This window comes from Roseateles sp. (assembly GCF_047654785.1).
In the GTDB taxonomy this organism is placed as follows: Bacteria; Pseudomonadota; Gammaproteobacteria; order Burkholderiales; family Burkholderiaceae_C; genus Pelomonas.
Genome location: NZ_JASGKQ010000003.1, coordinates 1,076,932 through 1,099,384, shown reverse-complemented (window position 1 = coordinate 1,099,384; position 22,453 = coordinate 1,076,932). Strand labels below are relative to the sequence as shown.

25 protein-coding genes are annotated in these 22,453 nt (G+C 72.4%); 7 read left to right on the top strand and 18 right to left on the bottom strand.

The genetic code is table 11. The annotated features are described in order from the left end of the window. The first annotated feature begins 229 nt into the window (after window positions 1–229). The gene (locus tag QM788_RS14210; protein ID WP_415662118.1) at window positions 230–805 is read left to right on the top strand and encodes a GNAT family N-acetyltransferase; all 576 of its coding nucleotides are present in this window, start codon (window positions 230–232) and stop codon (window positions 803–805) included. 28 nt (window positions 806–833) lie between these two features. Here QM788_RS14210 and QM788_RS14205 read toward each other — a convergent pair whose 3' ends face one another. From QM788_RS14205 to QM788_RS14190, 4 genes are all read right to left on the bottom strand, one after another. After that, a complete protein-coding gene (locus QM788_RS14205; protein ID WP_415662117.1) occupies window positions 834–1,289 on the bottom strand; it encodes a globin family protein in 456 nt (151 codons plus the stop codon). A 16-nt stretch (window positions 1,290–1,305) separates the two neighbouring features. Next, entirely contained in the window at window positions 1,306–2,019 is a 714-nt protein-coding gene (locus tag QM788_RS14200; RefSeq protein ID WP_415662116.1) for an MYXO-CTERM sorting domain-containing protein, read from the bottom strand. A gap of 32 nt (window positions 2,020–2,051) precedes the next feature. After that, window positions 2,052–2,753, bottom strand: coding sequence for a hypothetical protein (locus tag QM788_RS14195; protein WP_415662115.1), 702 nt, complete (start codon window positions 2,751–2,753; stop codon window positions 2,052–2,054). A gap of 62 nt (window positions 2,754–2,815) precedes the next feature. After that, complete coding sequence (locus QM788_RS14190; RefSeq protein WP_415662114.1) at window positions 2,816–3,586, bottom strand: hypothetical protein; 771 nt, start codon at window positions 3,584–3,586, stop codon at window positions 2,816–2,818. Window positions 3,587–3,794: 208 nt separating this feature from the next. Here QM788_RS14190 and QM788_RS14185 point away from each other — a divergent pair, with 208 nt between their 5' ends. Next, window positions 3,795–4,070, top strand: coding sequence for a BrnT family toxin (locus QM788_RS14185; RefSeq protein ID WP_415662113.1), 276 nt, complete (start codon window positions 3,795–3,797; stop codon window positions 4,068–4,070). Then, window positions 4,048–4,320, top strand: a complete 273-nt coding sequence (locus tag QM788_RS14180) for a BrnA antitoxin family protein (RefSeq protein WP_415662112.1) — start codon at window positions 4,048–4,050, stop codon at window positions 4,318–4,320. The genes QM788_RS14185 and QM788_RS14180 overlap by 23 nt, the downstream gene beginning before the upstream one ends. A gap of 156 nt (window positions 4,321–4,476) precedes the next feature. Here the strand turns inward: QM788_RS14180 and QM788_RS14175 are convergent, their stop codons facing one another. Genes QM788_RS14175 through QM788_RS14150 form a run of 6 tightly spaced genes read right to left on the bottom strand, consistent with a single transcriptional unit; the run spans window position 4,477 to window position 10,038 of the window. Beyond that, window positions 4,477–5,670, bottom strand: a complete 1,194-nt coding sequence (locus QM788_RS14175) for a hypothetical protein (protein ID WP_415662111.1) — start codon at window positions 5,668–5,670, stop codon at window positions 4,477–4,479. Continuing rightward, window positions 5,670–6,074: a hypothetical protein gene (locus QM788_RS14170; RefSeq protein ID WP_415662110.1), complete on the bottom strand. Its 405-nt coding sequence runs from the start codon at window positions 6,072–6,074 to the stop codon at window positions 5,670–5,672. Before QM788_RS14170 ends, QM788_RS14175 begins: the two co-directional genes overlap by 1 nt. Further along, a complete protein-coding gene (locus QM788_RS14165; RefSeq protein WP_415662109.1) occupies window positions 6,071–6,730 on the bottom strand; it encodes a hypothetical protein in 660 nt (219 codons plus the stop codon). The genes QM788_RS14170 and QM788_RS14165 overlap by 4 nt, the downstream gene beginning before the upstream one ends. 25 nt (window positions 6,731–6,755) lie before the next feature. Next, a complete protein-coding gene (locus QM788_RS14160) occupies window positions 6,756–7,082 on the bottom strand; it encodes a hypothetical protein (protein WP_415662108.1) in 327 nt (108 codons plus the stop codon). Then, complete coding sequence (locus QM788_RS14155; RefSeq protein ID WP_415662107.1) at window positions 7,079–8,755, bottom strand: hypothetical protein; 1,677 nt, start codon at window positions 8,753–8,755, stop codon at window positions 7,079–7,081. Before QM788_RS14155 ends, QM788_RS14160 begins: the two co-directional genes overlap by 4 nt. Before the next feature lie 8 nt (window positions 8,756–8,763). After that, window positions 8,764–10,038 (bottom strand): hypothetical protein, encoded by a 1,275-nt coding sequence (locus QM788_RS14150; protein ID WP_415662106.1) that lies wholly within the window; start codon window positions 10,036–10,038, stop codon window positions 8,764–8,766. A 152-nt stretch (window positions 10,039–10,190) separates the two neighbouring features. On the opposite strand from QM788_RS14150, the gene QM788_RS14145 reads away from it, so the two are divergent. Together QM788_RS14145 and QM788_RS14140 are read left to right on the top strand one after the other, a co-directional pair. Next, window positions 10,191–12,755: an ATP-binding protein gene (locus tag QM788_RS14145; protein ID WP_415662105.1), complete on the top strand. Its 2,565-nt coding sequence runs from the start codon at window positions 10,191–10,193 to the stop codon at window positions 12,753–12,755. A 46-nt stretch (window positions 12,756–12,801) separates the two neighbouring features. Continuing rightward, on the top strand, window positions 12,802–12,948 hold the full coding sequence (locus QM788_RS14140) for a hypothetical protein (protein ID WP_415662104.1): 147 nt from the start codon (window positions 12,802–12,804) through the stop codon (window positions 12,946–12,948). 18 nt (window positions 12,949–12,966) lie between these two features. On the opposite strand, the gene QM788_RS14135 is transcribed toward QM788_RS14140, so the two are convergent. The 5 genes from QM788_RS14135 to queG form a co-directional block, all read right to left on the bottom strand. Further along, window positions 12,967–13,569 carry a MarC family protein gene (locus QM788_RS14135; RefSeq protein ID WP_415662103.1) on the bottom strand — a complete coding sequence of 201 codons (603 nt, stop codon included), beginning with the start codon at window positions 13,567–13,569 and terminating at the stop codon, window positions 12,967–12,969. Window positions 13,570–13,613: 44 nt separating this feature from the next. After that, window positions 13,614–14,492: a site-specific tyrosine recombinase XerD gene (gene xerD, locus QM788_RS14130; protein ID WP_415662102.1), complete on the bottom strand. Its 879-nt coding sequence runs from the start codon at window positions 14,490–14,492 to the stop codon at window positions 13,614–13,616. 212 nt (window positions 14,493–14,704) lie between these two features. Beyond that, entirely contained in the window at window positions 14,705–15,670 is a 966-nt protein-coding gene (locus tag QM788_RS14125) for a tripartite tricarboxylate transporter substrate binding protein BugE (protein ID WP_415662101.1), read from the bottom strand. A gap of 36 nt (window positions 15,671–15,706) precedes the next feature. Beyond that, entirely contained in the window at window positions 15,707–16,318 is a 612-nt protein-coding gene (locus tag QM788_RS14120) for a chalcone isomerase family protein (protein ID WP_415662100.1), read from the bottom strand. After that, window positions 16,309–17,463, bottom strand: coding sequence for a tRNA epoxyqueuosine(34) reductase QueG (queG, locus tag QM788_RS14115; protein WP_415662099.1), 1,155 nt, complete (start codon window positions 17,461–17,463; stop codon window positions 16,309–16,311). The genes QM788_RS14120 and queG overlap by 10 nt, the downstream gene beginning before the upstream one ends. Here queG and tsaE point away from each other — a divergent pair. Beyond that, complete coding sequence (gene tsaE / locus QM788_RS14110; RefSeq protein WP_415662098.1) at window positions 17,458–17,931, top strand: tRNA (adenosine(37)-N6)-threonylcarbamoyltransferase complex ATPase subunit type 1 TsaE; 474 nt, start codon at window positions 17,458–17,460, stop codon at window positions 17,929–17,931. The genes queG and tsaE overlap by 6 nt on opposite strands. Continuing rightward, window positions 17,928–19,328 (top strand): N-acetylmuramoyl-L-alanine amidase, encoded by a 1,401-nt coding sequence (locus QM788_RS14105; RefSeq protein WP_415662097.1) that lies wholly within the window; start codon window positions 17,928–17,930, stop codon window positions 19,326–19,328. Before tsaE ends, QM788_RS14105 begins: the two co-directional genes overlap by 4 nt. A 7-nt stretch (window positions 19,329–19,335) precedes the next feature. Here the strand turns inward: QM788_RS14105 and QM788_RS14100 are convergent, their stop codons facing one another. The 3 genes from QM788_RS14100 to QM788_RS14090 all read right to left on the bottom strand — a co-directional run bounded on the left by QM788_RS14100 (window position 19,336) and on the right by QM788_RS14090 (window position 22,428). Further along, window positions 19,336–19,551, bottom strand: coding sequence for a YbdD/YjiX family protein (locus tag QM788_RS14100; RefSeq protein ID WP_415662096.1), 216 nt, complete (start codon window positions 19,549–19,551; stop codon window positions 19,336–19,338). Beyond that, window positions 19,544–21,610: a carbon starvation CstA family protein gene (locus tag QM788_RS14095; RefSeq protein WP_415662095.1), complete on the bottom strand. Its 2,067-nt coding sequence runs from the start codon at window positions 21,608–21,610 to the stop codon at window positions 19,544–19,546. The genes QM788_RS14100 and QM788_RS14095 overlap by 8 nt, the downstream gene beginning before the upstream one ends. Window positions 21,611–21,729: 119 nt before the next feature. Further along, the gene (locus QM788_RS14090; RefSeq protein ID WP_415662094.1) at window positions 21,730–22,428 is read right to left on the bottom strand and encodes a class I SAM-dependent methyltransferase; all 699 of its coding nucleotides are present in this window, start codon (window positions 22,426–22,428) and stop codon (window positions 21,730–21,732) included. Window positions 22,429–22,453: the final 25 nt, after the last annotated feature.

The window sequence follows — 22,453 nt, the reverse complement described above, 5'->3', positions numbered from 1 at the left end:
GTTAGGGTCTCAGCGCTCCTCCGTGAAGCATCAAGTCTTATACAAGACAAAAAACTTTCTTGTTGAAAATCAATGATATGCGCTTGTTTTTTCGGATCACAAAACGTCATTCGCCATAATGAGAAAAATTGCGGCGGCGCAGCATCGGCATTTTTCATCGTATGAAAACGGACTTTCGAATCGTGAGACTGCGCGTTCCAGAATGCGCCGGCACGACGGAGCCGCCCCCATGACCCTCCTCATCACCCCGCGCCTGCGGCTGGAGCCGCTGAACGACGGCCACCTGGACGGCCTGTGCCGCCTGAACGGCGACCCCGCCGTCATGCGCTACATCACCGGCCAGCCCGAGACGCGCGAGGAGACGCAGGCCATGATCGGCCGCGTGCAGGCCCGCTGGGCGGAGTTCGGCCATTCGTGGTGGGCATTCGTGCGCCGGGACGGTGGCGACGTCATCGGCATGGGCTGCATCCAGCACCTGGGCCGCGATCCGGCCGGCCCGCTGGAGACGGGCTGGCGGCTGCGCCCGGACGCCTGGGGCCGGGGCCATGCCAGCGAGGCCGCCCGCCACATGGTCGGCTGGGCCTTCGACACGCTGAAGCCCGCGTTGATCTGCGCCGTCTGCCACCCGGAGAACACGCCCTCCTCCACCGTCATGGCGCGGCTGGGCATGCGCGACAGCGGCATCGGCCGCTGGTATGGCATGGACTGTAAGCGCTACGACCTCACCGCCGCGCAGTGGCTGGACAGCGCCGCGCGGCAGCAGTGGCTGGCCGAACTGAAAATGGGGTCGGAGTCAATTAAATAAATCGACTCCGACCCCATTTTCATTATGGTCAGGCCGCCTGCCGCTCCGTCGGCGGCACGGCCCGGAGGGCGCGGGCCTGGCAGTGCGCGCCCTCCAGCATCACCCGGCTGACCCGTCCATAGAAGCTCCCCCACGCCTCCCGCAACTCGGGCGTGAAAGCCTCGCCCAGCGCGCCGGACAGCGTGTCCAGCAGCGCGCCGCCCACCGTCTCGTAATGCTCGTCGCGCACGCCATAGGCCAGGTGGCGCGCGCCCAGCGCGGCCAGCATGGCGTCCAGGTGCTCGGGCGCGTCCAACAGCCGCACCGCGTCGCCGATCATCTCGAACAGCCGCCGCGCCTGTGTGGCCATGTCGGTGTGGAACAGCATGCCGATGGACGGGTCGCGCTCGAACAGCTTGTCGTAGAACAGCGCGCCCGCCTGCACGGCCCGCGGCACCACGAGCGCGAAGCTCTCGCGCACCAGCTCGATCTGACTGGGATTCATCACACGCCCTCCCCCATCAACCACGCCGACGGCGCAGCAGCAGCGCCAGGCTCGTCACCGCCAGCACCAGGCTGCCGGGCTCGGGCACCGTGTTCGGCGGCGGCGTGCCGCCACCTTCCGGGTTGTCGCCGCCCCCGCCAGGGTTGCCCGGATCGCCCGGGTCGCCGCCGCCCCCCGGGTTCCCGCCCCCGGTGGCGCAGCCCGCCGTGCAACTCAGCGACGTGAACCGGCCCTGCAAGGTCAGCGACGCCGCCTCCCAACTGAAGTCCGACCACCCGAAGTCCGCCAGCGTGTAGCCGCCCTCGCGCAGCGGCAGCCCCGCATCGCCGAACAGCGCCGCCGTGAAGTCGTACAGCCCAGCGCTCACCGTGCCCGCGCTGCCCATGCCCAGCAGGCCCAGCCAGTCGTAGCCGCCCAGGCCGTTCGTCACGTTCACGTGGAAGCCCTCGCTGCTGAAATCCAGCAACGCGCCGCCGTCGAACGACAGGCTCATGGCCCACGCCGGGCCCGTGCCGGTGTAGTTGCCCATGCTGCCGCTCGGGTCGTTGATGTTGTTGGTGGCCGCGCTGTCGAAGCTGAAGCTGCCGGCAAAGCCCTGGTAGCCCCGGTCGGCCTCGTCATGGTCCACCTGGCCGGTGAAGTTGTAGACCACCGGGTCGGCGGTGGCGGCCAGGCTCAGTGCGCCGCAGGCTGCGGCCAGCAGGCCGCGAAGGGATCTGGAAAACGTCATCGTCAATCTCCTGTGTGGATGGGGGTTGGCGCTCAGAAGTTCGAGGTGAACGACTTGTCCGTGCCGTTGTAGGAGGCGTTGACCGTGTTCAGCGACATCCTGTACACGCCAACGGCGTTGAGGCTGGCTGCGCTGTTGATGAGCGTGGCCATCGACTCGTTGGAGCGGAAGCCAACGCTGTTGAACATGGCCCACGAGTCGCTGACGAGGCCGTTCGTCTGCACGCCCGTCTCGTTCATGCGCGCAGTGATGCGCGATGCCAGCAGGTGGGCGTTGCCAAACAACCCGATCTTGTTGTGCAGCACCGAAAGGTCGTGGACGCGACCGTGCGTCATCACCACGCCACGCCAGAAGCCCTGCACGGTGCCGTTGCGCACCACGCTCTCGGCTTCGGAGCTGCTATTGACGACCACCCCCGCGTGATGCGAAGGCGACGAACAGGTCACCGAATAGCCGTTGCTGGGCATCGTGCAGGTGGTGGCGCCGCGGATGGTGAAGCCGTTCAGGTCCAGCGTCACGTTCTCGGCCTTGACCAGGATGCCGTCCACGCCGGGCGGCACCGTGAGGTTGCCCGTCAGCTTGTAGCTGCCCGGCTGGTTGATGGTGACGGGAAAGCCCGGCGTATCGCCCGGCGTGACGTTGCCGGCCATCGCCTTGTTCTGGTCGATGGTGACCTGCGCAAAGGCGGAGGAAGCGCCCAGCAGGGCGGCGAGGAAAAGGATGTGGTGCTTCATGGTGTGGAGGTGATGGCAGTCGAATGAGAAGTCCAAGGGGCGAGGGTCGGCAGCGGCCGCGCTCAGAACGGCACGCTGCTGTCCAGGTTGCCGCCCATCGAGGAGACGTTCTGGCGGTTCACGCCGTTGTTGTGGGTGTAGCTGCCGCGCACCGCCACGCCCTTGAGGCCGACGCCGCGGTTCAAGAGGGCCTGGCTCACGCTCACCGTGACGCCGGAGCTGCCCACGAAGCCGTCGCCGCCATTGCCGAACACGCGGCTGTTGGTGATGACGCCGACGATCATGTTCATGCCGTAGCCGGCATTGGTGTCCGCCACGGTGTTGGAGATGATCGGGCCGGCGCTCATCAGGCCGATGCTGCTCAGGCCGAGCTTGTTCTCCGTCAGGCGCAGGTTGTCGATGCGGGCATGGTCGCCCGCGGCCAGGCCAATCCCGCCAAAACCCTTGACCGTGCCGTTGCGCACCGCCGTGCCGGTGGCCATGTAGGCGTCGATGCCCGACGCTTGCGGGTTGTCGTGGGTGCAGCTCACGAACCTGCTCTGGTCGTCCCGCGTGCAAGTGGACGGGCCGCTGACGGTGAAGCCGTTCAGGTCCAGCGTCACGTTGTTGGCGGTGATATGGATGCCCTTGACGTTGGCCGGCACGGTGAGGTTGCCCGTGAGCTTGTAGCTGCCCGGCTGGCTGATCGTGATGGGAAAGCCCGGCGTGTCGCCCGGCGTGACGTTGCCGGCCAGGGCCTTGTTCTGGTCGATGGTGGTCTGCGCCAGGGCCTGGCTGCAGGCCAGGCCATAGCCGGCGAGGCCGGCAGCGAGGGTGATGAGGAGCTTTTTCATGGGGAGTCTTTCGTGGATGGAGGTGAGGTGGAAGGCCGCTGCGGTATGGACAGCAGTCTCGGCAATCGGACGGTTCAAGTCGTCTGCGCGCGGTTAGGCTTTGGTTAAACCTGCGCCGGGTGGGGGCGTGCAGCGACGGACATTGCGGCGGCAGTTGAAGCGGCGGCCCATGTTGGAGGTTGAATTTATTGGGGGTACATTAATTGGCATGGACATCGACTTCGACGCGGCCAAGAGCGCCCGCAACTTGGCGGAGCGCGGGCTTGCTTTCGAGCGCGCGGCCGAGTTCGATTTCGAGACGGCGGCCTTCTCGGTGGACACCCGGCGCGACTACGGCGAAATCCGCCACCGCGCTTTGGGCCTGCTCGATGGCCGCGTCCATGCGCTGGTGTTCGTAGAAACCGAAAAGGGCATCCGCGTCATCAGCTTTCGCAAAGCCAACCCACGCGAGGTACGCCGGTATGAACAAGCGCCGCACGCCTGAATCGACAGACGACGACAACCCCGAATGGACCACGGCAGAGGCGCAGCGCGCCGTGCCGTTCTCTGGCCTGCCGGCCACCTTGCAGGCCAAGCTGCGCGGCCGACCGAAGGCCACCGTGACCAAGGAACCCGTGAAGTTGCGCCTCGACCGCGACGTGCTGGCCGCGCTGCGCGCCACGGGTGACGGCTGGCAGACGCGCGTGAACGACGTGCTGCGCGCGAACCTGGCGCTGTCGGGGAAGCTGGGGTGAGAGGATGCCGGCGATGTCATCCCCGGCTCTGGCGGCTTGCGCAAAGTGCGCTGAGCAGCCAGGGCACGCCAGGGCATGGGCAGGCGCGGCGGTGCGCGGGTGTTGACTACGCGCGTAACGAGCGGGGCGAGGTGCAGGCACCGCGTTCGCCGCACCTCAATCCAGCAGCACCGGCTGCCACACCCAGCCGGCCGCGCTCACCACCTCGATCACCGGAGCCTTCAGCGCCTGCAGATCCAGCCCCATCGTGTGGTGCCACTGGCCGGTAGGCCGCCCCTGGACGTCGAGTTGCAGGCCCAGCACGGCGTCACGGCTGCGTTCGAAGAAGCGCACGCCGCGCGCGGTCTGCCAGCGGATCTGCAGGCCGGACGGCCCCGCGTCGGCGCTCCACGCGCCCCATTGCTCGACGACCTCCACGCGCGGCCGGGCGGGGTCCAGGCGCAGCAGCAGCCGGCCGGTGCGTTTCACCGTGTGCAGGCCGGCGCCGTCGAGCCAGCGCGCGTCGTCGTGGCGCCAGGTGATGGCGATGCGGCCGTCGGGCAGCGCCTCGGTGCGCAGCGGCCAGCTGCCTTCGCCCAGCGCCAGCAGCCGCTGGCGCAGTTCGGCCACGGGCAGGGTTGGCGTGCCGGCCGGCGGCGCCACGCGGCCGGCCCAGGCGATGCCGGCGAAGAACCAGGCCACGCAGGCCGCCACGGCCAGCAGCAGGCCGCCCAGTTGCAAGGCCAGCGAGCCCTGGAAGGCGCGCACCAGCGGCTGCAGCGCGGGTAGCAGCGGCGTGCCGCTGCGCACGGCGGCGCCGGGCGCCGGCCAGGGCTGGTCCAGCGCGGCGGGGTCGAGCGCGGTGTGCACGTCGAGTTGCGCGCCTTCGCGGCGCAGCCGGGCCCAGCCGCCGCCGAGGCCGCGCGCGCCCATCAGTTCGGCGCCGCCGATGTCGCGCTGCGGGGCCAACTGGTGCAGTTGGGCGTAGGCCAGCAGCCCGGCCGAGGCGGCGGCTTCGTCGGCGAAGCGCAGGCGCAGCCAGCCTCGGCCGGTGGCGGCGGATTCGGCCGATTCAACGGACAGAAGGCCGGGCATGCGGCTGGCGTAGAGGGCGTGCTGGTCGGCGTCGGCGCGCAGGCTGGGCGCAGCGGATACCTGTGGCGGCTTTGCACCGGGCCGCACCGCCAGCGCAAGCTGTGCCAGCAGTTGCGGCAGCAGCACCAGGCCCATGAAGACGGCGACGAAGGCCAGGCCGCGCAGGGCCGTGGGTTGGCTGCGCAGCGGCCAGGCCAGCCCGCCCAGGATGAGCGTGGCGCCGAGCACGAGGCCGAGCAGCACGGCCAGCCCGGGGTTGGCGCGCAGGAGGTCCATCACCGCGCCTCCCCGTCGGCGCTGAATTCGCGCAGCGCCCATTGACTACCCGGGCCGCCCTGGGCGTCGAAGTGCAGCCCGTAGGGGCCGCAGAACAGTGCGCGTTCGCCGGGTTGGCCCGGCTCCGCCACCGGGGCGGTGCGCGCCCAGCAGCGGCGCAGCGCGGGGGTGAAGAGCACCGGCCAGGCGTGGCGCCGGAAGCCGGCGGCGTCGAGCGCCCGGCCTTCCCACAGGAAGGGGCCACGCAGCCGGCGTGCCACGGCGTCGGCGTCGCCGCGCGCCACGGCGGCACGCCAGTCGGCCAGGAAGGGGGCGAAGTCGGGGGTGGCCTGGGCCAGCGTGGCGAGGCACGACGACGCCAGCAAGGCCAGCGTCCACGGCAGGCGGTTCGGGTTCGGGGTCATGTGGCTTGCGGGTTGGAAGAAAAGTCGGGGTCGCCGATGCGCGCGCGCAGCGCGGCAATGGCGGCGGCGCACGCGGCCGGGTCGTCGGTGGCGAAGCGCAGCACGAAGGGGCGGTGTTCCAGCGCCAGGCGTTGGCGGGCCAGCCCGTGCAGGTGCAGCAGCAGCGCGGCGACGGTCGGCGCCACGCGGGCGTCGCGCTCGCGCAGCGCCTGCCACAGCGCATGGATCACGGGCGTCGGGTGCCAGGCCACGGCCTCGTCGAGCGCTTCGGACAGGCCCTGCATCGGCTCGCCCTCGCGCAGCGCGCGCAGCAGCGACGCGGTGCGCGTGGCGGCGTCAGCAAGCTGCGGGCAGCGGCGCACGACGCGCATGCGCACCGGCACCGGGCCGTGCTGCAGCGCGTCGCGCAGCGCGGCCAGCGCGCGCGGAGAGGCAGAGGCCAAGGCCAGTTGCGCCAGCGCATCGACGTCGCGCCAGTTGCGCAGGCCGCGCTCGATCAGCAGCCGTTCGGCGCGGCGCTGCTCGTGCGCGGGCAGCGCGGCCAGCGCTTCGAGGTCGTAGCCCGTGCCTTCGCGCCATTTCTCGTAGTCGATCGACAAGCTGGCGACGAAGCGCCGGTAGGTGCCGGAGGCGGCGGGCGGCGGTGGCAGGGGCATCGGCAGGGGCGGGGGCAGACCGTGTTCAAGCACGCGCGGCTCCCGCGGCGCGCGCCAGTGCGCTGCTGGCCCTGTCGATGTGCAGCGAGCGCTCAAAGCCGTCGCCGCCGCTGGTGGCGCAGGCGCCCCAGGCGTGCCAGAGCTGCAGGCTGCGCTGGCACAGCCACGCGAAGCCGGCGTCGTCGCCGACGCGGCGGCCTTCGCTCCGGCATTGCTCGGCATGCGCCAGTGCGGTGTTGGTCAGCGCGCGCGCTTCGCCCCACAGCGCATGCTCGTCGGCTTGTTCGAGGCGGCGGTCGAGTGCGGCGGCCAGCGTGTGCAGGCCGGGCGGCGGTGTCAGGGGTGAGGTCATGGCTGGGGCTCCTGCAACACGGCACGCAGGCTGTCGCCGCGGCGGTCGGTGATGTCGTCGATGCGCCAGCCGGCCGGCGTGCGCAGCAGTTCGTAGTGCAGCGCATGGCTGCGCCGGCCGTCGGTAAAGCGCACCGTCACGCGGGCGCGGTCGCCGCGCAGCCGGGTCGCGCCGACGGTGAAGCGCGTCGGCGGCTCCTGGGTGTCGGTGAACGGGTCGCCGTCGATCTCGGGCACGTCGTCCTGCTGCGCGGCGCGCGCCCGCTCGGCCTGCAGCGCGGCCAGCAGCGACGGCGACAGCCAGGGCGCCAGGCGCGGCAGGTCGGCCTGCGTGTAGCCCAGGCCGGCGGCGAAATGCGTCTGCAACAGGCGCTGCACGGTGGACTGCGGCGTAGCCGTGTCAGGTGCTGCAGTGTCGGCCGGCGCGCCCGTCAGCATCGGCGCCTGCACACCGGCGACGATGCGCTGGGCCAGCAGCTCGGCCTGCCAGAACGCGGCCTGCCGCAGCAGCTCGTCCACGCGCTGCGCGTCGTCCAGCGCGGGCGGCTGGTAGTAGCGGCGGTCGATGATGAAGTGTGCCGCCTCGCGCGCGCCGGGCACGGCGTCCAGCCGCGCGGCCACGGCCTGCTGGAAAGGGTTCAGCGGATCGTTCTCGTGCAGCGTTTGCGCCTGCACGTTGCTGAACTGCCAGCGCTGCAGGGCCGGGTTCCAGTACAGCAGGCCAAAGCCCAGTTCCGGCAGGCCCTTGCGGGTGGGGCCGTCGTATTGGCCGGGCTTGAGCAGCAGTGGCAGCAGCGGGCGGCCGGCAGGGTCGCGCGGGGTCGCGGCGGCCAGCGGCAGCGAGGCCAGCAGCCGCAGCGCGGCCAGCGAGCGGCGGCCGTCGCCCAGCCAGGCCGCCACATTGGGGCCGAACGTGGTGCCGCCCGGGGCCGGGGGCGGCAGGTCCAGCGCCTTGAAGAAGGCGGCGATGCGCGCTTCCCGCAGCAGTTGCATGCGCTGCGCCTGCGTGCCGGGGCGCTCGAAGTACGCGGCCAGCGCGGGCGTGGTCTGCAGCGAGCCCAGCACGCCGCGCAGCAGCGCCAGGGCTTCGTCGCGGCTGCGGCGGCGCTGCCAGACGAAGTAGTCCAGCCGCACACCGCGCGCGGCGTCCAGCAGCGTGACGGCCCAGCGCGGCGGGTGATCGGCGCTGAAGTGGTCGTCCATCGCCAGCACGCGCCAGCGCAGCGTGCCGTCGCCGCCGTCCTGCCAGCGCGGGTCGTCCAGCGGGATGGTGCTGCCGGTGGGCGAGTGGTAGCGGGCGATGCTGAAGCGCCTGAACGCCTCCGCGCCGCGGTGCTGCTGCGGCAGCAGCACGATGTTCAGCAGTTCGGGCTCGCGCGCGTGGCCGCCCCAGTCGTAGCTGGGGTCGCGCTCGTAGCGGAACACCAGCGGGTGGGCGGGGTCGTGCCGCTGGAGCTGGTCGTCGGCCGGCAGGCTGCGGTCGGCGCCGTCCAGGCCGCGGGCGCGAAAGCCGGATGGCAGTTCTACCCGCGCCAGGCCGTGCAGGTCGCCAGGTGGAGGTTCGATGGGCACGGCGGGCGGCGCGGCACGCGGTGGCACAGGGCCCGCAAGGCAGCCGATGACGGCCAGCGCCGCGAACACCGCGGCGGCGCCGATGAGCAGCATCTTCAGCATGGGCGGCCTCAATCCAGCAGCGCGATGTGGCGGTCGTGGCGGCCGGTGGCCAGCTCGGCGTCCATGGCCTCGGCGATGCGGCGCAGCACCGGGATGCAGGCGGCGGCTTCGCGGTCGCTGGCCTGTGCCGGGTACAGGCCGACGTGGCCGCTGGCGGTGTCCAGCGTCGCTTCGTCGCTGCCGGGCTCCGGGTAGGCGCTGTCGGGCGACGAGAGCCCGAACAGGCAGCCGTCCACGCGCAGCGTGTGGCCGTCGGGGGCGCCTTCGGCGCCGGGCTGTTGCAACGCGACGCGGCGCAACTCGGGGATGAGGCCGCTGCGGGCGCGTGGCACGGTGTAGCCGATGCCCCGGCCATGGACGTCCCTGGCCAGACGGAGGACGCCGTGCCAGGGCAGCGGGCGCACGCCGGGGCGCGGCAGCAGGCGTTCGCGCCCGGCGGCGTCTTGCTGCCAGGCGAAGTGGTGGGCGATCCAGGCGGCGTCCATGCTCCCGGCGTCGGCGAAGGGCATGCGGCGCCGGTCCACGCGCAGCTCGTAAGTGGGCTCGCCGTGCAGGTCCACGACGATCAGGCCGTACACCCGGCCCTGGCCGCGCGCGTAGTCGACCTGCGAGCCGGCCAGCACGTATTGCGTGCGGCCGGGCGAGAAGGCGCGGGCGTCGTCGCCGTTGCGGTCCAGGCCGGTCACCGGCTCGCCGGGGCGCACGGGCACCCAGGGCTCCACGGTGTGCACGGCCAGGCGCTGCACGTCCAGCACCAGCTTGGAGCCCAGGCGCAGGAAGCGGCCGCCCTGCAGCGTCGTTTCGGTGGCGATATCGACCCGGCCCATGCCCCAGGACAGCGGCTCGCCCGGCTGGCCGCCTGCGCTGTCCAGCCACTGCGCCTCGGCCAGCGAGTCGCTGGCGCCGGACAGCGGCTGCACTTGCAGTTGGCCGTCCTGCTCGGTGACCAGCGTGAAGTCGCGCTGCACCAGCAGCAGCGCGGGGCGCGGCGCGTCCGTCAGGCGCAGTACGTTCCAGAAACGGTCGCCCCGGCCGGGCACCTGCACGGCCTGGCCGCGCCAGCGCACCGACAGCCCCGAGACCTCGCGGGTGGCGAAGGGGCTGCCGCCCTGGTTGGGAAAGGTGCCGGTGGAGATGCGCCGGCCCTTGGCGACGATCTCGAACGGGCCGTGCTGCAGGGTTTCGTCCTGCGGCGGCGTGCGGGCGGCGCCGCAGGCGGCGAGCAAGGCGCCGGCTGCGGCAAGAACGGCAGTGGCGGCGGTGGCGAGGCGGTGGCGGGGCATGGCGTGGACTCTTTCTCGATGCGTGGCCGGCAGTCTCGGCAGTCGGGCGGCGCAAGTCGTCTGCGCACGGTTAGGGTTTGGTTAGACCTGCTCCGCGTCTGCGGGTCAGCCCTGGGCTCAGGCCCCGGCACCACCCGGCAGAATCCGCCGCCGTGAACGCCCCCGACACCGCCGCCGCCCCGCTCGCACCGCCCGGCCCGGTGGCTTTCGGCCCCTTCGTGCTGGACTACGGCCAGGCCCGGTTGACGCGCGACGACGAGCCGGTGGCGCTGGCCGGGCGGCCGCTGGCGGTGCTGGCGCTGCTGGCGGCGCGGCCGGGGCAGCTCATCGGCAAGGACGAGGTGCTGGACGGCGTCTGGGGCCACCGGCACGTGACCGAGTCGGTGCTGAAGGTGGCCGTCAACGCGCTGCGCAGCGCGCTGGGCGACGACGCCCGGGCGCCGCGCTACGTGGAGACGGTGGCGCGGCGCGGCTACCGCTTCCTGGCCGAGGTGCGGCCACGGCAGCCGCCGCCTGCCGCCGCGCCACCGGCCCCCACACAAGCGACCGCCACGCCGCAGCCGGCGCTGATCGGCCGCGAGCGCGACCTGCAGCAGCTGATGGCGTTGCTGGCGACCTGCCGCCTCGTCACGCTGTGCGGCCTGGGCGGCGTCGGCAAGACGCGGCTGGCGCTGGCGGCGGTGGACGCCGCGCAGCGCCAGGGCGGCGCGTGGCCGGACGGCGTCTGGCTGGTGCGGCTGGAAGCGCTGGCGGACGCGGGCCTGCTGGTGCCCGGCATCGCGCAGGCCCTGCACCTGGGCGCGCGGGCCGGCGGCGACGCGGCGGCGCTGGCCCAGGCGCTGGCGCCGCTGGACCTGCTGCTGGTGCTGGACAACGCGGAGCACCTGGTGGACGGCGTGGCCGCGCTGCTGGCCCCCCTGCTGGCTGCCGCGCCCCGCCTGACGGTGCTGGCCACCAGCCAGCTGCCGCTGCGCGTGGGCAGTGAGCAGGTGCTGCCGCTCGCGCCGCTGGCGCTGCCGCAGGACGTGACCGACACCGCGCCGCCGCCCGAGGGCTACGCGGCCGCCCGGCTGTTCTGCGCCCGGGTGCGCCAGTGGCAGCCCGGCTACGAGCCGACGCCGGCCGAGCACGCCGACATCGCCGCCATCTGCCGCAGCCTGGACGGCGTGCCGCTGGCGCTGGAACTGGCGGCGGCGCGCGTGCCGCTGCTGGGCACGGCCGGCGTGCGCACGCGCTTGAGCCAGCGCTTCGCGCTGCTGACGCGCGGCGCCCGCGACGCCGCCGCCCGCCAGCGCTCGCTGACCGCCGCGCTGGACTGGACCTATGGCCTGCTGCCCCTGGCCGAACAGCGCGCGCTGCAATGGCTGAGCGTGTTCGCCGGCAGCGTGACGCCGCAAGCCGCCGAGGCGCAACTGGCGCAACTGCCGGAGCTGGACGAGTTGCCGCTGGACATGGTCGGCGCGCTGGTGGAGCGCTCGCTGCTGGTACCCGAGGCCACGCCGGAGGGGCCGCGCCTGTTCTTCTTCAACAGCGTGCGCCGCTACGCGCTGGAGCGCCTGGCCGAGGCCGGCGGCGAGCCCGCCGCACGCGCGGCGCACCTGCGCGGGTTGCGGCTGCGCTTCGAGCAGGCCGACGCCGAGGAACTGCACACGCCGCAGCACCGCTGGCTGCCGCCGCTGCGCGAGGAGCAGGGCAATCTGCGCGCCGCGCTGCACTTCGGCCTGGCCACCGACGCGCCGCCCGGCGTGCGCGAGGACGCGCTGCGCCTGCTGTGCGCGAGCGGCCAGTTCTGGGCGCTGGGCGGGCTGCGCGTCGAGGGGCAGCGCTGGTTCGAGGCCGCCGAGGCGGTCGCGCCCGAGGCCGGCGACACCGCGCTGCTGCTGGCCCATGCGCGGGGCCTGTTCTGCGCCTACAGCCAGCTGGGCCCGCCGCAGCGGGCGCTGGAACTGCTGCGCCTGGCCCAACCCCTGCTGCGCGAGCGCGGCGACCGGCGGCGGCTGTACCAGTCGCGCCACGCCGAGCGCCGGCTGCTGATGCGGCTGGCCTCGCCGGACGACGTGAGCGAACTGCTCGCCGACATGGCCCGGCAGCTGGAGCCCGGCTGGAACATCGTCGCCCGCCGCCTGCTGCTCCAGCTGCAGGCCTATGTGCTGCGCGACCGGGGCGACCTGGAGGGCTACCGCGGCGCCTGCGCCGCGCTGCTGGCCGGCTGCCAGGCCGAGGGCGCGGAGTTCGAGTGCTGGCCGGTGGCCAACGCGCTGGGCCAGGCCCTCGTGCAACTGGGCCGTCTGGACGAAGCCTGCCAGGTGCTCGCCGCCGCCGCCGCCGAAGTCTGGGCCCGCGACATGCAGCGCGAGCAGGTGCCGCTGCTGGCCGTGCACGCCAGCGTGCAACTGCGGCGCAGCGCCGACGCCGACGCGCTGCAGGCCGGCCGGGACGCCGCCGCGCTGCTGCAGGCCGAAGGCATGCTGTGGTGGATGGCCGACGCCCTGCCCTGGGCCGCCTGGCACCAGGGCCGCCACGACGACGCCCGCCGCCTGCAGGCCTGGGCCGACGCCCAGGTGCTGCGGCGCGGCGAGACGCGGGGGCCGCTGTTCACGTCCGTCCGCGCCGCCTTTGCCGCTGCGGCCGGCATGCCCGTGGGCGCGGACGCGCCACAGGAGGCCGCGCTCAGCGACGCCGCGGCCGCGGCGCTAGCCTTCGGCCCGGCGCGCTGAGGCATAGTCCGGCCTTCTTCTTTTTCATGCCTTGCACGGAGGATCCATGGCCAACACCGAACAGCGCAGCAACAAGATGGCGAAGAAGCCCAAGAAGGACACCGGCCCCGCCAAGACGGCCGGCTCCGACCGGCCGGTGGCGCCGATGACCTCGGTGATCCCCAAGGGCAAGGAAGCCAAGAAGAACAAGTGAGCCCCTTGCGGGCCGGCCTCACAGGCCGCCGATGAAGTAGCGCTTCAAGCCGGCCAGCACCATCTCGACCGCGATCGCGGTGAGCACCAGGCCCATCAGCTTCTCGATCGCCGAGACCACCGAGTCGCCCAGCAGCTTGCGGATGCGGTCGGCCAGCACCAGCGTCAGGCCCGACACCAGCATCGCCACGCTGAGCGCGCCTATCCATTCGTAGATGCGGTCCGGCTGGCGCGAGGCCAGCAGCAGCACGGTCGCCATCGCCGACGGCCCGGCCAACAGCGGCACCGCGAGCGGGAAGATCAGCGGCTCCTTGCCCGCCTCCAGCCCGTAGGCCGAGTCGCCCGAGCCGCCGAAGATCATGCGCATCGCGATGATGATCAGGATCACGCCGCCGGCCACCTCCAGCGAGCGCTCGGACAGGTGCATCACCCGCAGAAAGCCCTCGCCCACGAACATGAAGGCGAACAGCACGCAGAAGGCGATGCCCACCTCGCGCACCGCCACGCGCGTGCGGCGCTCCTTGGGCACCGACCGCATGATGGGAATGAAGATGGGCAGACTGCCGAGCGGGTCGAGCACCAGCAGCAGCAGGATCAGGGCGGAGAGAAAACTGTGGTCCATGGGCGTGGATTGTCGGTGACGCCCATCGCAGCGGCGCCGGGCGCTCACCCGCGCGGATGGTGCTGCGCGTGCAGTGCCTTCAGCCGCTCGCGCGCCACGTGGGTGTAGATCTGCGTGGTGGACAGGTCCGCGTGCCCCAGCAGCAGTTGCACCGCGCGCAGGTCCGCGCCGTGGTTGAGCAGGTGGGTGGCGAAGGCGTGGCGCAGCGTGTGCGGCGACAGCGGCGCGGTGATGCCGGCCATCAGCGCGTAGCGCTTGACCAGCGTCCAGAACATCTGCCGCGTCATGCCGGCGCCGCGCGCGGTGACGAACAGGTCGTCGCTGCCCTGCCCGGCCAGGATCCCGGCGCGGGCCTCGCGCAGGTAGCGCGCCATCCAGTCGCGCGCATGCTCGCCGAAGGGCACGAGCCGGCTCTTGCCGCCCTTGCCGGTGACGTGCAGCACGGCGTCCTTGAACACCACATGGGCGCTCTTCAGCGTCACCAGCTCGCTGACGCGCAGGCCGCTGGCGTACATCAGCTCCAGCATCGCACGGTCGCGCAGGCCCAGCGGCGTGCCCACGTCCGGCGCCGCGAGCAGCGCCGACACCTGGGCCTCGCTGAGCAGCTTGGGCACGCGCATGGGCTGCCTGGCGGCGGTGAGCTTGAGCGTCGGGTCGGCCGCGATGCGGCCCTCGCGCAGCGCCCAGCGGAAATAGCGCTTGAACACCGACAGCCGCCGGTTCGCGCTGCTGGCCTTGGCCGCCGGCCGGGCGACGGCGTATTCCAGCAGCCGCGTCTCGGTGCAGCCGTCCAGCGGCGTGGGCGCCAGCCAGGCGGCCAGCGCGGCCAGGTCGCGCCGGTAGGCGGCCTGGGTGTTGGCGCTCAGGCCGTCTTCCAGCCAGAGCGCCTCGATGAAGGCTTCGATGCCGGGGTCAACGACCATCAGGCGTTCGAATTTCGGGCCGAGCGCCGGGCCTGCCATGGGCCAGAGGCCCATGGCCTTCCATAGGCACAAGCAGTCCGCAGGGACTGCTTGTGTCCGATTCCAGTTCCCAAGCCGGCCCGTCCTGGCGATGTGCTTGCCGCTCAATGCCGCAAGCATCGCCGTCCCCTCGGGGGACCGGCCAAGGTACGCCTTGGACGAGGGGCGTCAATTCAATCAAGTTTGAGCTTCTGCTGCACCACGACCTTCTTGTAGACATCGAACTCGGCCGCGATCTGCGCGGCGAACTGCTCGGGTGTGTTGGCCACGATCAGCGAGCCGGTGTCCTCGATGCGCTTCCTGACGTCGGGGATCTCCACGGCCTTCTTCATCGCCGCATGGACCTTGTCGATGACCTCCCGGGGCAAGCCCTTGGGGCCCTGGATGCCGTAGTAGGCCATGCGGTTGACGGGCTCCAGCCCCACCTCCTTGAAGGTGGGCACGTTGGGCAGAGCGGCCAGGCGCTGCGGCGCGGCGACGACGATGGGCACCAGGCGGCCGTCCTTGATGAAGGGCAGCGCCGAGGGCAGGTTGTCGAAGATCATCGGCACCTGGCCGGCCACCGTGTCGTTCAGCGCCGGGCCGGCGCCACGGTAGGGGATGTGCAGCACGAACACGCCGGCCAGCGTCTTGTACAGCTCCATCTGCAGGTGGCCGATGCCGCCGGTGCCGGACGTGGCGAAGCTGTACTTGGCCGGGTTCCGCTTCAGCTCGGCCACGAAAGACTTGTAGTCGCGCGCGGGAAAGCTGGGATGCACCGCGATGACGTTGGGCGTGGCCGCGATGTTGATGATGGGCGTGAAGTCGGTCAGCGGGTTGTAGCTGATCTTGCGGTTGATGGCCGGGTTGGTCGCCGTGGTCGAGACGGTGGCCACGCCCAGCGTGTAGCCGTCCGGCGCCGCGCGCACGATCTCCATGGCGCCCACCGTGCCGCCACCGCCGGCCTTGTTGTCCACCACCATGGTCTGGCCCAGGATGCCGTTCATGCGCTCGGAGACGATGCGGGCGATGATGTCGGTCGTGCCGCCGGGCGCGAACGGCACGATGAGGCGCACGGGCTTGTTCGGGTAGCCCTGGGCCCAGGCCAGCGGGCTGAGGCCCGCGAGCGCGGCGGCTTGGAGGAGGGAGCGGCGTTGCATGAGGTCGGTCTCCTGGGGGGTGAAAGGTGGCCGATGCTAGCCCGGCTGGCCCAGCAGCCCGGCGCGCAGCCGCGCATCGCTGTTCCGGTCGCCCAGGAACACCTTCAGGAACGCGGTGTAGAAGTCCTGCCCCGGCACCGGCTGGCCCCAGACCTTGCCGTTCACGGTCAGCACCGTGCCGCCCTGCGCGGGCAGGTAGTCCACCGTCATCAGGTCGCCCTTCTTCACGCGGCCCACGGCGGCGATCGCGGCGTTGAACTGCTTGACGCGCCCGGCCAGCGCGGCCCGCTCGGCCTCGCTGCTGTTGCGGTTCACGCCCTTGTCGATGGCCTTGACGAATTCCTGCGTGGACACGTCCTTCACCAGCGGGATGACGATGCGCATCTCCAGCCGCTTGGGGCCGGCCTGCGCATAGAGCGCCTCGGGCGTGCCGGCCTTGCGCGGCACGTACAGCGCGGCCAGGTACAGCGGGTAGACGGCCACCTGGCGCTTGCCGGTGCCGTTCAGCACCAGCGTGCCGCCGCCCAGCGGCAGGCTGTCGGCGAACTCCTGGCCCTCGTAGCGCACCGCGTGGGCGGGCATGGCGGCGGCCAGCGCGATGGCGGCGGTGGCGGCGAAGGCGGTCGAACGGCGTGGGGTCAGGGGCATTGCAGGGCTCCGGTGGACGGCGGCGACGATAACGCGCCGGCCGCCCCCGGCGCCGACAGCGCCCACGCGGCATGCCCGGCGACCAGCTCGCCCGCCTGCGCCGCCACGCGCTGCAGCGCGTGGCGCAGCGCCGCGTCGTCGCGCGCCCGCAGCGCGTTGCCGGCCGCCACCGCCAGGTTGCGCTGCCAGCGCGCGAAGCCGATGCGCCGGATCGCCGAGCCCTCGGTGCGGCGCAGGAACTCGGCCTCGTCCCAGCCCAGCAGCTCGGCGATCGGCGCGCCCGCCATGCCGGGGCGCGCGTCGAAGTCCGCCAACACCGCCGGCCGGGCGAACTTGTTCCACGGGCAGGCGAGCTGGCAGTCGTCGCAGCCGTACACGCGGTTGCCCAGCGCCGGACGCAGCGCCTCGGGGATGGCGCCGTCGTGCTCGATGGTCAGGTAGGAAATGCAGCGCCGCGCGTCGACGCGGTACGGCGCCGTGATGGCCGCCGTGGGGCACACGTCCAGGCAGGCGCGGCATTCACCGCAGTGCGCGCTGACGGGCTCGGTGAGCGGCAGCGGCAGGTCGACGAACAGCTCGCCGAGGAAGAACATCGAGCCCGCGTCGCGGTGCAGCGCCAGCGTGTGCTTGCCGCGCCAGCCCAGGCCGGCGCGCGTCGCCAGTTCCACCTCCAGCACCGGCGCCGAGTCGGTGAACACGCGGTGGCCGAACGGGCCCACCTCGGCCTCCAGCCGCTCGGCGAGCTTCTGCAGGCGCGAGCGCAGCACCTTGTGATAGTCCCGGCCGCGCGCATAGAGCGAGATCTGCGCCTGCTCCGGCCGGGCCAGGCCGGCCCATTCGACGGCCTGCCAGCCGGGCCCGGCGCCGCCGGCCGGCGTGTTCCGGGGCAGGTAGTCCATGCGTGCCGTCACCACGCGCAGCGTGCCCGGCACCAGCTCCGCCGGCCGCGCGCGCTTCAGGCCGTGCGCGGCCATGTAGTGCATGCGGCCGTGGTGGCCCGCGTCCAGCCAGGCCTGCAGGCCGGGCTCGGCGCCGCGCAGGTCCACGTCGGCCACGGCGATCTGTGAGAATCCCAGCTCGCGCGCCCAGCCGCGCAGGCGCTCCAGCAGCGCGGCGGCATCGACAGTGAACGGGACCTCTTGCATTTGCCTCCGATTTTAGAAACCCGACTCTGCTGGCCCGACGAGGCAGCGGCCGGCGCGACCGCCGAGCGCCTGTCGTCCGCGCTGCGCCCCGCCCCCGACGCCGTCATCGAACTGCACGGCCCGCTGGGCGCCGGCAAGACCACCTTCGTGCGCCTGCTGCTGCGCGCCCTCGGCGTGCAGGGCCGCATCAAGAGCCCGAGCTACGCGGTGATGGAGCCCTACGAACTCCCCGGCGGCGGCAGCGCCAGCCACTTCGACTTCTACCGCTTCGGCGACCCACGCGAGTGGGAGGACGCGGGCTTCCGCGACGTGTTCGCCGCCCCCGGCCTGAAGCTCTGCGAATGGCCCGAGAAGGCCGCCGGCCAGTTGCCGCCGCCCGACCTGCAGCTGTTCATCGAGCTGGCGCCCGGCGACGGCCGCCACGTGCGCGCGAGCGGCCGCGCCGACCTGGTGGCAGCGCTGGCATGAGGCGCCGCAGCTCGCTCGGCGCGCTCGCGCTGCTGCTGCAGGCGCCCGCCACGCTGGCCCTGCCCGCGTCGCCCGGCCAGGCCCGCATCGTCGCCGTGCGCGTCTGGCCCGCAGCCGACTACACACGGGTCACCCTCGAGTCCGACCAGCCGCTGGCGGCCCGGCACTTCCTCGTCGACTCGCCGCACCGGCTGGTCATCGACATCGACGGCCTGCAGCTCAGCCCCGGCCTGCGCGAGCTGATCGGCAAGGTGAAGGCCGACGACCCCTACATCGCCGGCGTGCGCGTGGGCCAGAACACGCCCACCGTCGTGCGCATCGTGCTGGACCTGAAGCAGCCCGCCGCGCCGCAGGTGTTCACGCTGGCGCCGGTGGCCAGCTACCGGCACCGGCTGGTGCTGGACCTGCACCCGCGCGTGGCGGCCGATCCGCTGGTGGCGCTGGTGCAGCAGCACGACCCGCCCGCGCGCCGCGCCGAGGCCGCGGCCAGCGCCGTCAACGACGCGCTGGAGGAGCTGATCCAGAAGATCGAGCGCCCGCCCGGGCCGGCCGCACCGGCTGTACCGACCGCGCCGCCTGCTTCGCCGCCGGTGGCGGCCGCAGCGCCCAAGCCCGCCCCTGTGCCCCCTCCCCCGCCCACGGCGGCGACGAAGACGGCGGCGGCGGCCAAGGTGGACCGCCTCATCATCGTCGCGCTGGACCCCGGCCACGGCGGCGAGGACCCCGGCGCCGTCGGCCCCTCGGGGCTGAAGGAAAAGGACGTGGTGCTGGCCGTGGGCCTGAAGCTGCGCGACCGGCTGCAGGCCAACCCCAACATCCGCGTGCTGATGACGCGCGACGCCGACTTCTTCGTGCCGCTGCAGGACCGCGTGCGCAAGGCGCGGCGCGTGCAGGCCGACCTGTTCGTGTCCATCCACGCCGACGCCTTCATCAACCGCCAGGCGCGCGGCGCCTCGGTGTTCGCGCTCAGCGACGGCGCCGCCACCAGCGCCGCCGCGCGCTGGATGGCCAACAAGGAGAACGCGGCCGACCTGGTCGGCGGCGTCAACGTCGGCGCGGCCACCCGGGACGCGCACGTGCTGCGCGCGCTGCTCGACATGAGCACCACCGCGCAGATCAAGGACAGCCTGAGGCTGGGCGGCGAGGTGCTGGGCCAGATCGGCCGCGTGGGCCGCCTGCACAAGCCGCGCGTCGAGCAGGCCGGCTTCGCGGTGCTGAAGGCGCCGGACATTCCCAGCATCCTGGTCGAGACCGCCTTCATCTCCAACCCCGAGGAGGAGAAGAAGCTCGCCGACCCCGGCTACCAGGACCAGCTGGTGGACGCGCTGGCCGGCGGCATCGCCAGGTATTTTGCGAAGAACCCGCCGATGGCGAGGAAGCGCAGCGCGACGCTGTAAAGGCGGCTCAGCAGCACTTGCCGACGCGCGCGCTGTAGCGCGCGGCCTGCCGCTCCCTGAAGAATTCCTCGTAGCTCATGGGCTCGCGGTCCGGGTGGGTCGCGCGGTGGTGGGCCAGGTAGCCGCCGTAGTCCGGCACGCCCACCATCAGGCGCAGGCTCTGCGTCAGATAGCGCCCGGCGAGGGCGGCGTCGCGGGCCAGGCCGCCCAGGCGCTCACGCATGCTGGCCCGCCGGCAGCGCCACGAAGGCGGTTTCCTGCACCGTCGGGCGGCCGCTGCGGCGCGCCGCCAGCACGGACTTGACGCTGTAGACCAGCACGCTGATCACCACGCCCATGAACAGCGCGCACAGCGCGGCGTCCAGCCGGTCGTTGAACACCACGCGCCCCATCGCCGCCAGCGACTTCGCGGGCGCCAGCACCTCGCCGCGCGCGATCGCGTCGGCGTACTTGTCGGCATGGGCCAGGAAGCCGAGCTTGGGGTCGCTGGAGAAGATCTTCAGCCAGCCCGCGCTCATCGTGCAGACCAGCAGCCAGGCGGCGGGCAGCGCCGTCACCCAGGCGTAGCGGTCCTTCTTCATCTTGAAGATGACGACCGTGCCCAGCAGCAGCGCGACGGCGGCCAGCATCTGGTTGGCGATGCCGAACAGCGGCCACAGCGTGTTGATGCCGCCCAGCGGATCGACGACGCCCTGGTACAGGAAATAGCCCCAGGCCGCCACGCACAGGCCGGTGGCGATCAGGTTGGCCACCCAGCTCTCGGTGCGCTTCAGCGACGGCACGAAGCTGCCCAGCAGGTCCTGCAGCATGAAGCGGCCGGCGCGGGTGCCGGCGTCCACCGCGGTCAGGATGAACAGCGCCTCGAACAGGATGGCGAAGTGGTACCAGAAGGCCATCATGGCCTTGCCGCCCACCACCTGGTGCAGGATCTCGGCCATGCCGACGGCCAGCGTCGGCGCGCCGCCGGCGCGGGCCAGGATGGTCTTCTCGCCCACGTCCGACGCGGCCTGCGTCAGCATCTCGGGCGTGATGACGAAGCCCCAGGTGGACAGCGTCTGCGCGACGCTCGCCGCGTCCTTGCCGACCACGGCGGCCGGGCTGTTCATCGCGAAGTACACGCCCGGCTCGATGCACGAGGCCGCGACCAGCGCCATCACCGCGACGAAGCTCTCGGCCAGCATGCCGCCGTAACCGATGTAGCGGGCGTGGGTCTCGTTCTCCAGCAGCTTCGGCGACGTGCCCGACGAGATCAGCGCATGGAAGCCCGACACCGCGCCGCAGGCGATGGTGATGAACAGGAAGGGGAACAGGTTGCCCGCCCAGACCGGGCCGTTGCCGGCGGCGAACTGCGTCAGCGCCGGCATCTTCAGCGGCGGCGCGACGACGACGATGCCGATGGCCAGCGCGACGATGGTGCCGATCTTCAGGAAGGTGCTGAGGTAGTCGCGCGGCGCCAGCAGCAGCCACACCGGGATGCACGCGGCGACGAAGCCGTAGCCGATCAGCAGCCAGACCAGCGTCGTCGGCGCCAGCGTGAACAGGTGCGACAGCGTCGGGTGCTCGCTGACCCACTGGCCGCCGAAGATCGCCGCCATCAGCAGCGCGAAGCCGATCACCGACACCTCGCCGATGCGGCCCGGGCGGATGAAGCGCAGGTACACGCCCATGAACAGCGCCACCGGGATGGTCGCCGCCACGGTGAACAGGCCCCAGGGCGAGTCCGCCAGCGCCTTCACGACGATCAGCGCCAGCACCGCCAGGATGATGATCATGATCATGAACGCGCCGAACAGCGCGATCAGGCCCGGGATGGTGCCCATCTCCTGCTTGACGAGGTCGCCGAGCGAGCGGCCGTCGCGGCGCGTGGAGATGAACAGCACGATGAAGTCCTGCACCGCGCCGGCGAACACCACGCCGGCCAGGATCCACAGCAGCCCCGGCAGGTAGCCCATCTGCGCCGCGAGCACCGGGCCCACCAGCGGGCCGGCGCCGGCGATCGCCGCGAAATGGTGGCCGAACAGCACATGCTTGTTGGTCGGCACGTAGTCCAGCCCGTCGTTGTACTTCCAGGCCGGCGTCTGGCGCCGGCCGTCCAGCCCCAGCACCTTGTCGGCGATGAACAGGCTGTAGTAGCGGTAGGCGATCAGGTAGGTGCACAGCGCGGCGGCCACGACCCACAGCGCGCTGATCGTCTCGCCCCGGCTCAGGGCCACGGTGGCCAGGGACGCGGCGCCCAGGAGGGCGACACCCGCCCACGCGAGGTGGCGGCGCAGATTCGACATGCTTGTCTCCGTTTGTCGGCGCGCACGTCGAAGGGGCATGCGCTGCCGTGCGCGCAGTGTCGGCAACGCAGCGCCGCCGGGCATCGGTCAAGCCACGCGGGCCGGCCGCGCGGCATCACCTAAGGGTCAACCCGCAAGCACGCGGCCACCAGCAGGTAGGACAGGGCCGCGCCGGTCCCGGGGTGGGCGGGCTCCCGCAGCTGCGGCGCGCCGAAGCCGGCCGCCGCCAGCAGCGCCCGCCAGGACGCCAGGCTGCGGAAATACCAGGGGATGGGCTCGGCGAAGTCGCCGCCGCAAGGCCCCCAGCTGCCGGGCTGCCAGCCGTCGGCATCGGCCTGGGCCGCGTTGGCGTGCAGGGTCTGGATCACCAGCCTGCCGCGCGGCGCCAGCCGGGCCGCGGCCGCCCGCAGCAGGTGCAGCGCGTCGTCGGGATGGAAGAGGCTGAAGTTGCAGACCCAGAGGTCGAAGCCCGCGTAGGCGGCATCGTCGAGCTGGTCGAAGCGGGCGGTGGCGAACCGGGCGCCGTCCGCCCCGCTGGCGGCACGGGCGCTTTCCACCAGCGCCGGGATGGCGTCGACGCCCAGCACCGCCACCCCCTGCGCGGCCAGGCAGCGGCTGAGCCAGCCTTCGCCGCAGCCCACGTCGAGCACGCGGCGCGGCGCGGCGGCCAGCACCGCCTGCACGACGGCGGCATCGGTGGCCACGCGGCGGCTCTCGATGCGGCGCCCGCGCACGGCATCGACCCATGGCGCCGCATTGCTGCGCCACAGCCCGAGCAGGTCCCGCGGGCTCGCGGGCCCGGGAGCGTTCAACGGCATGCCAGCCTCCTTCAATGGTCGCCAG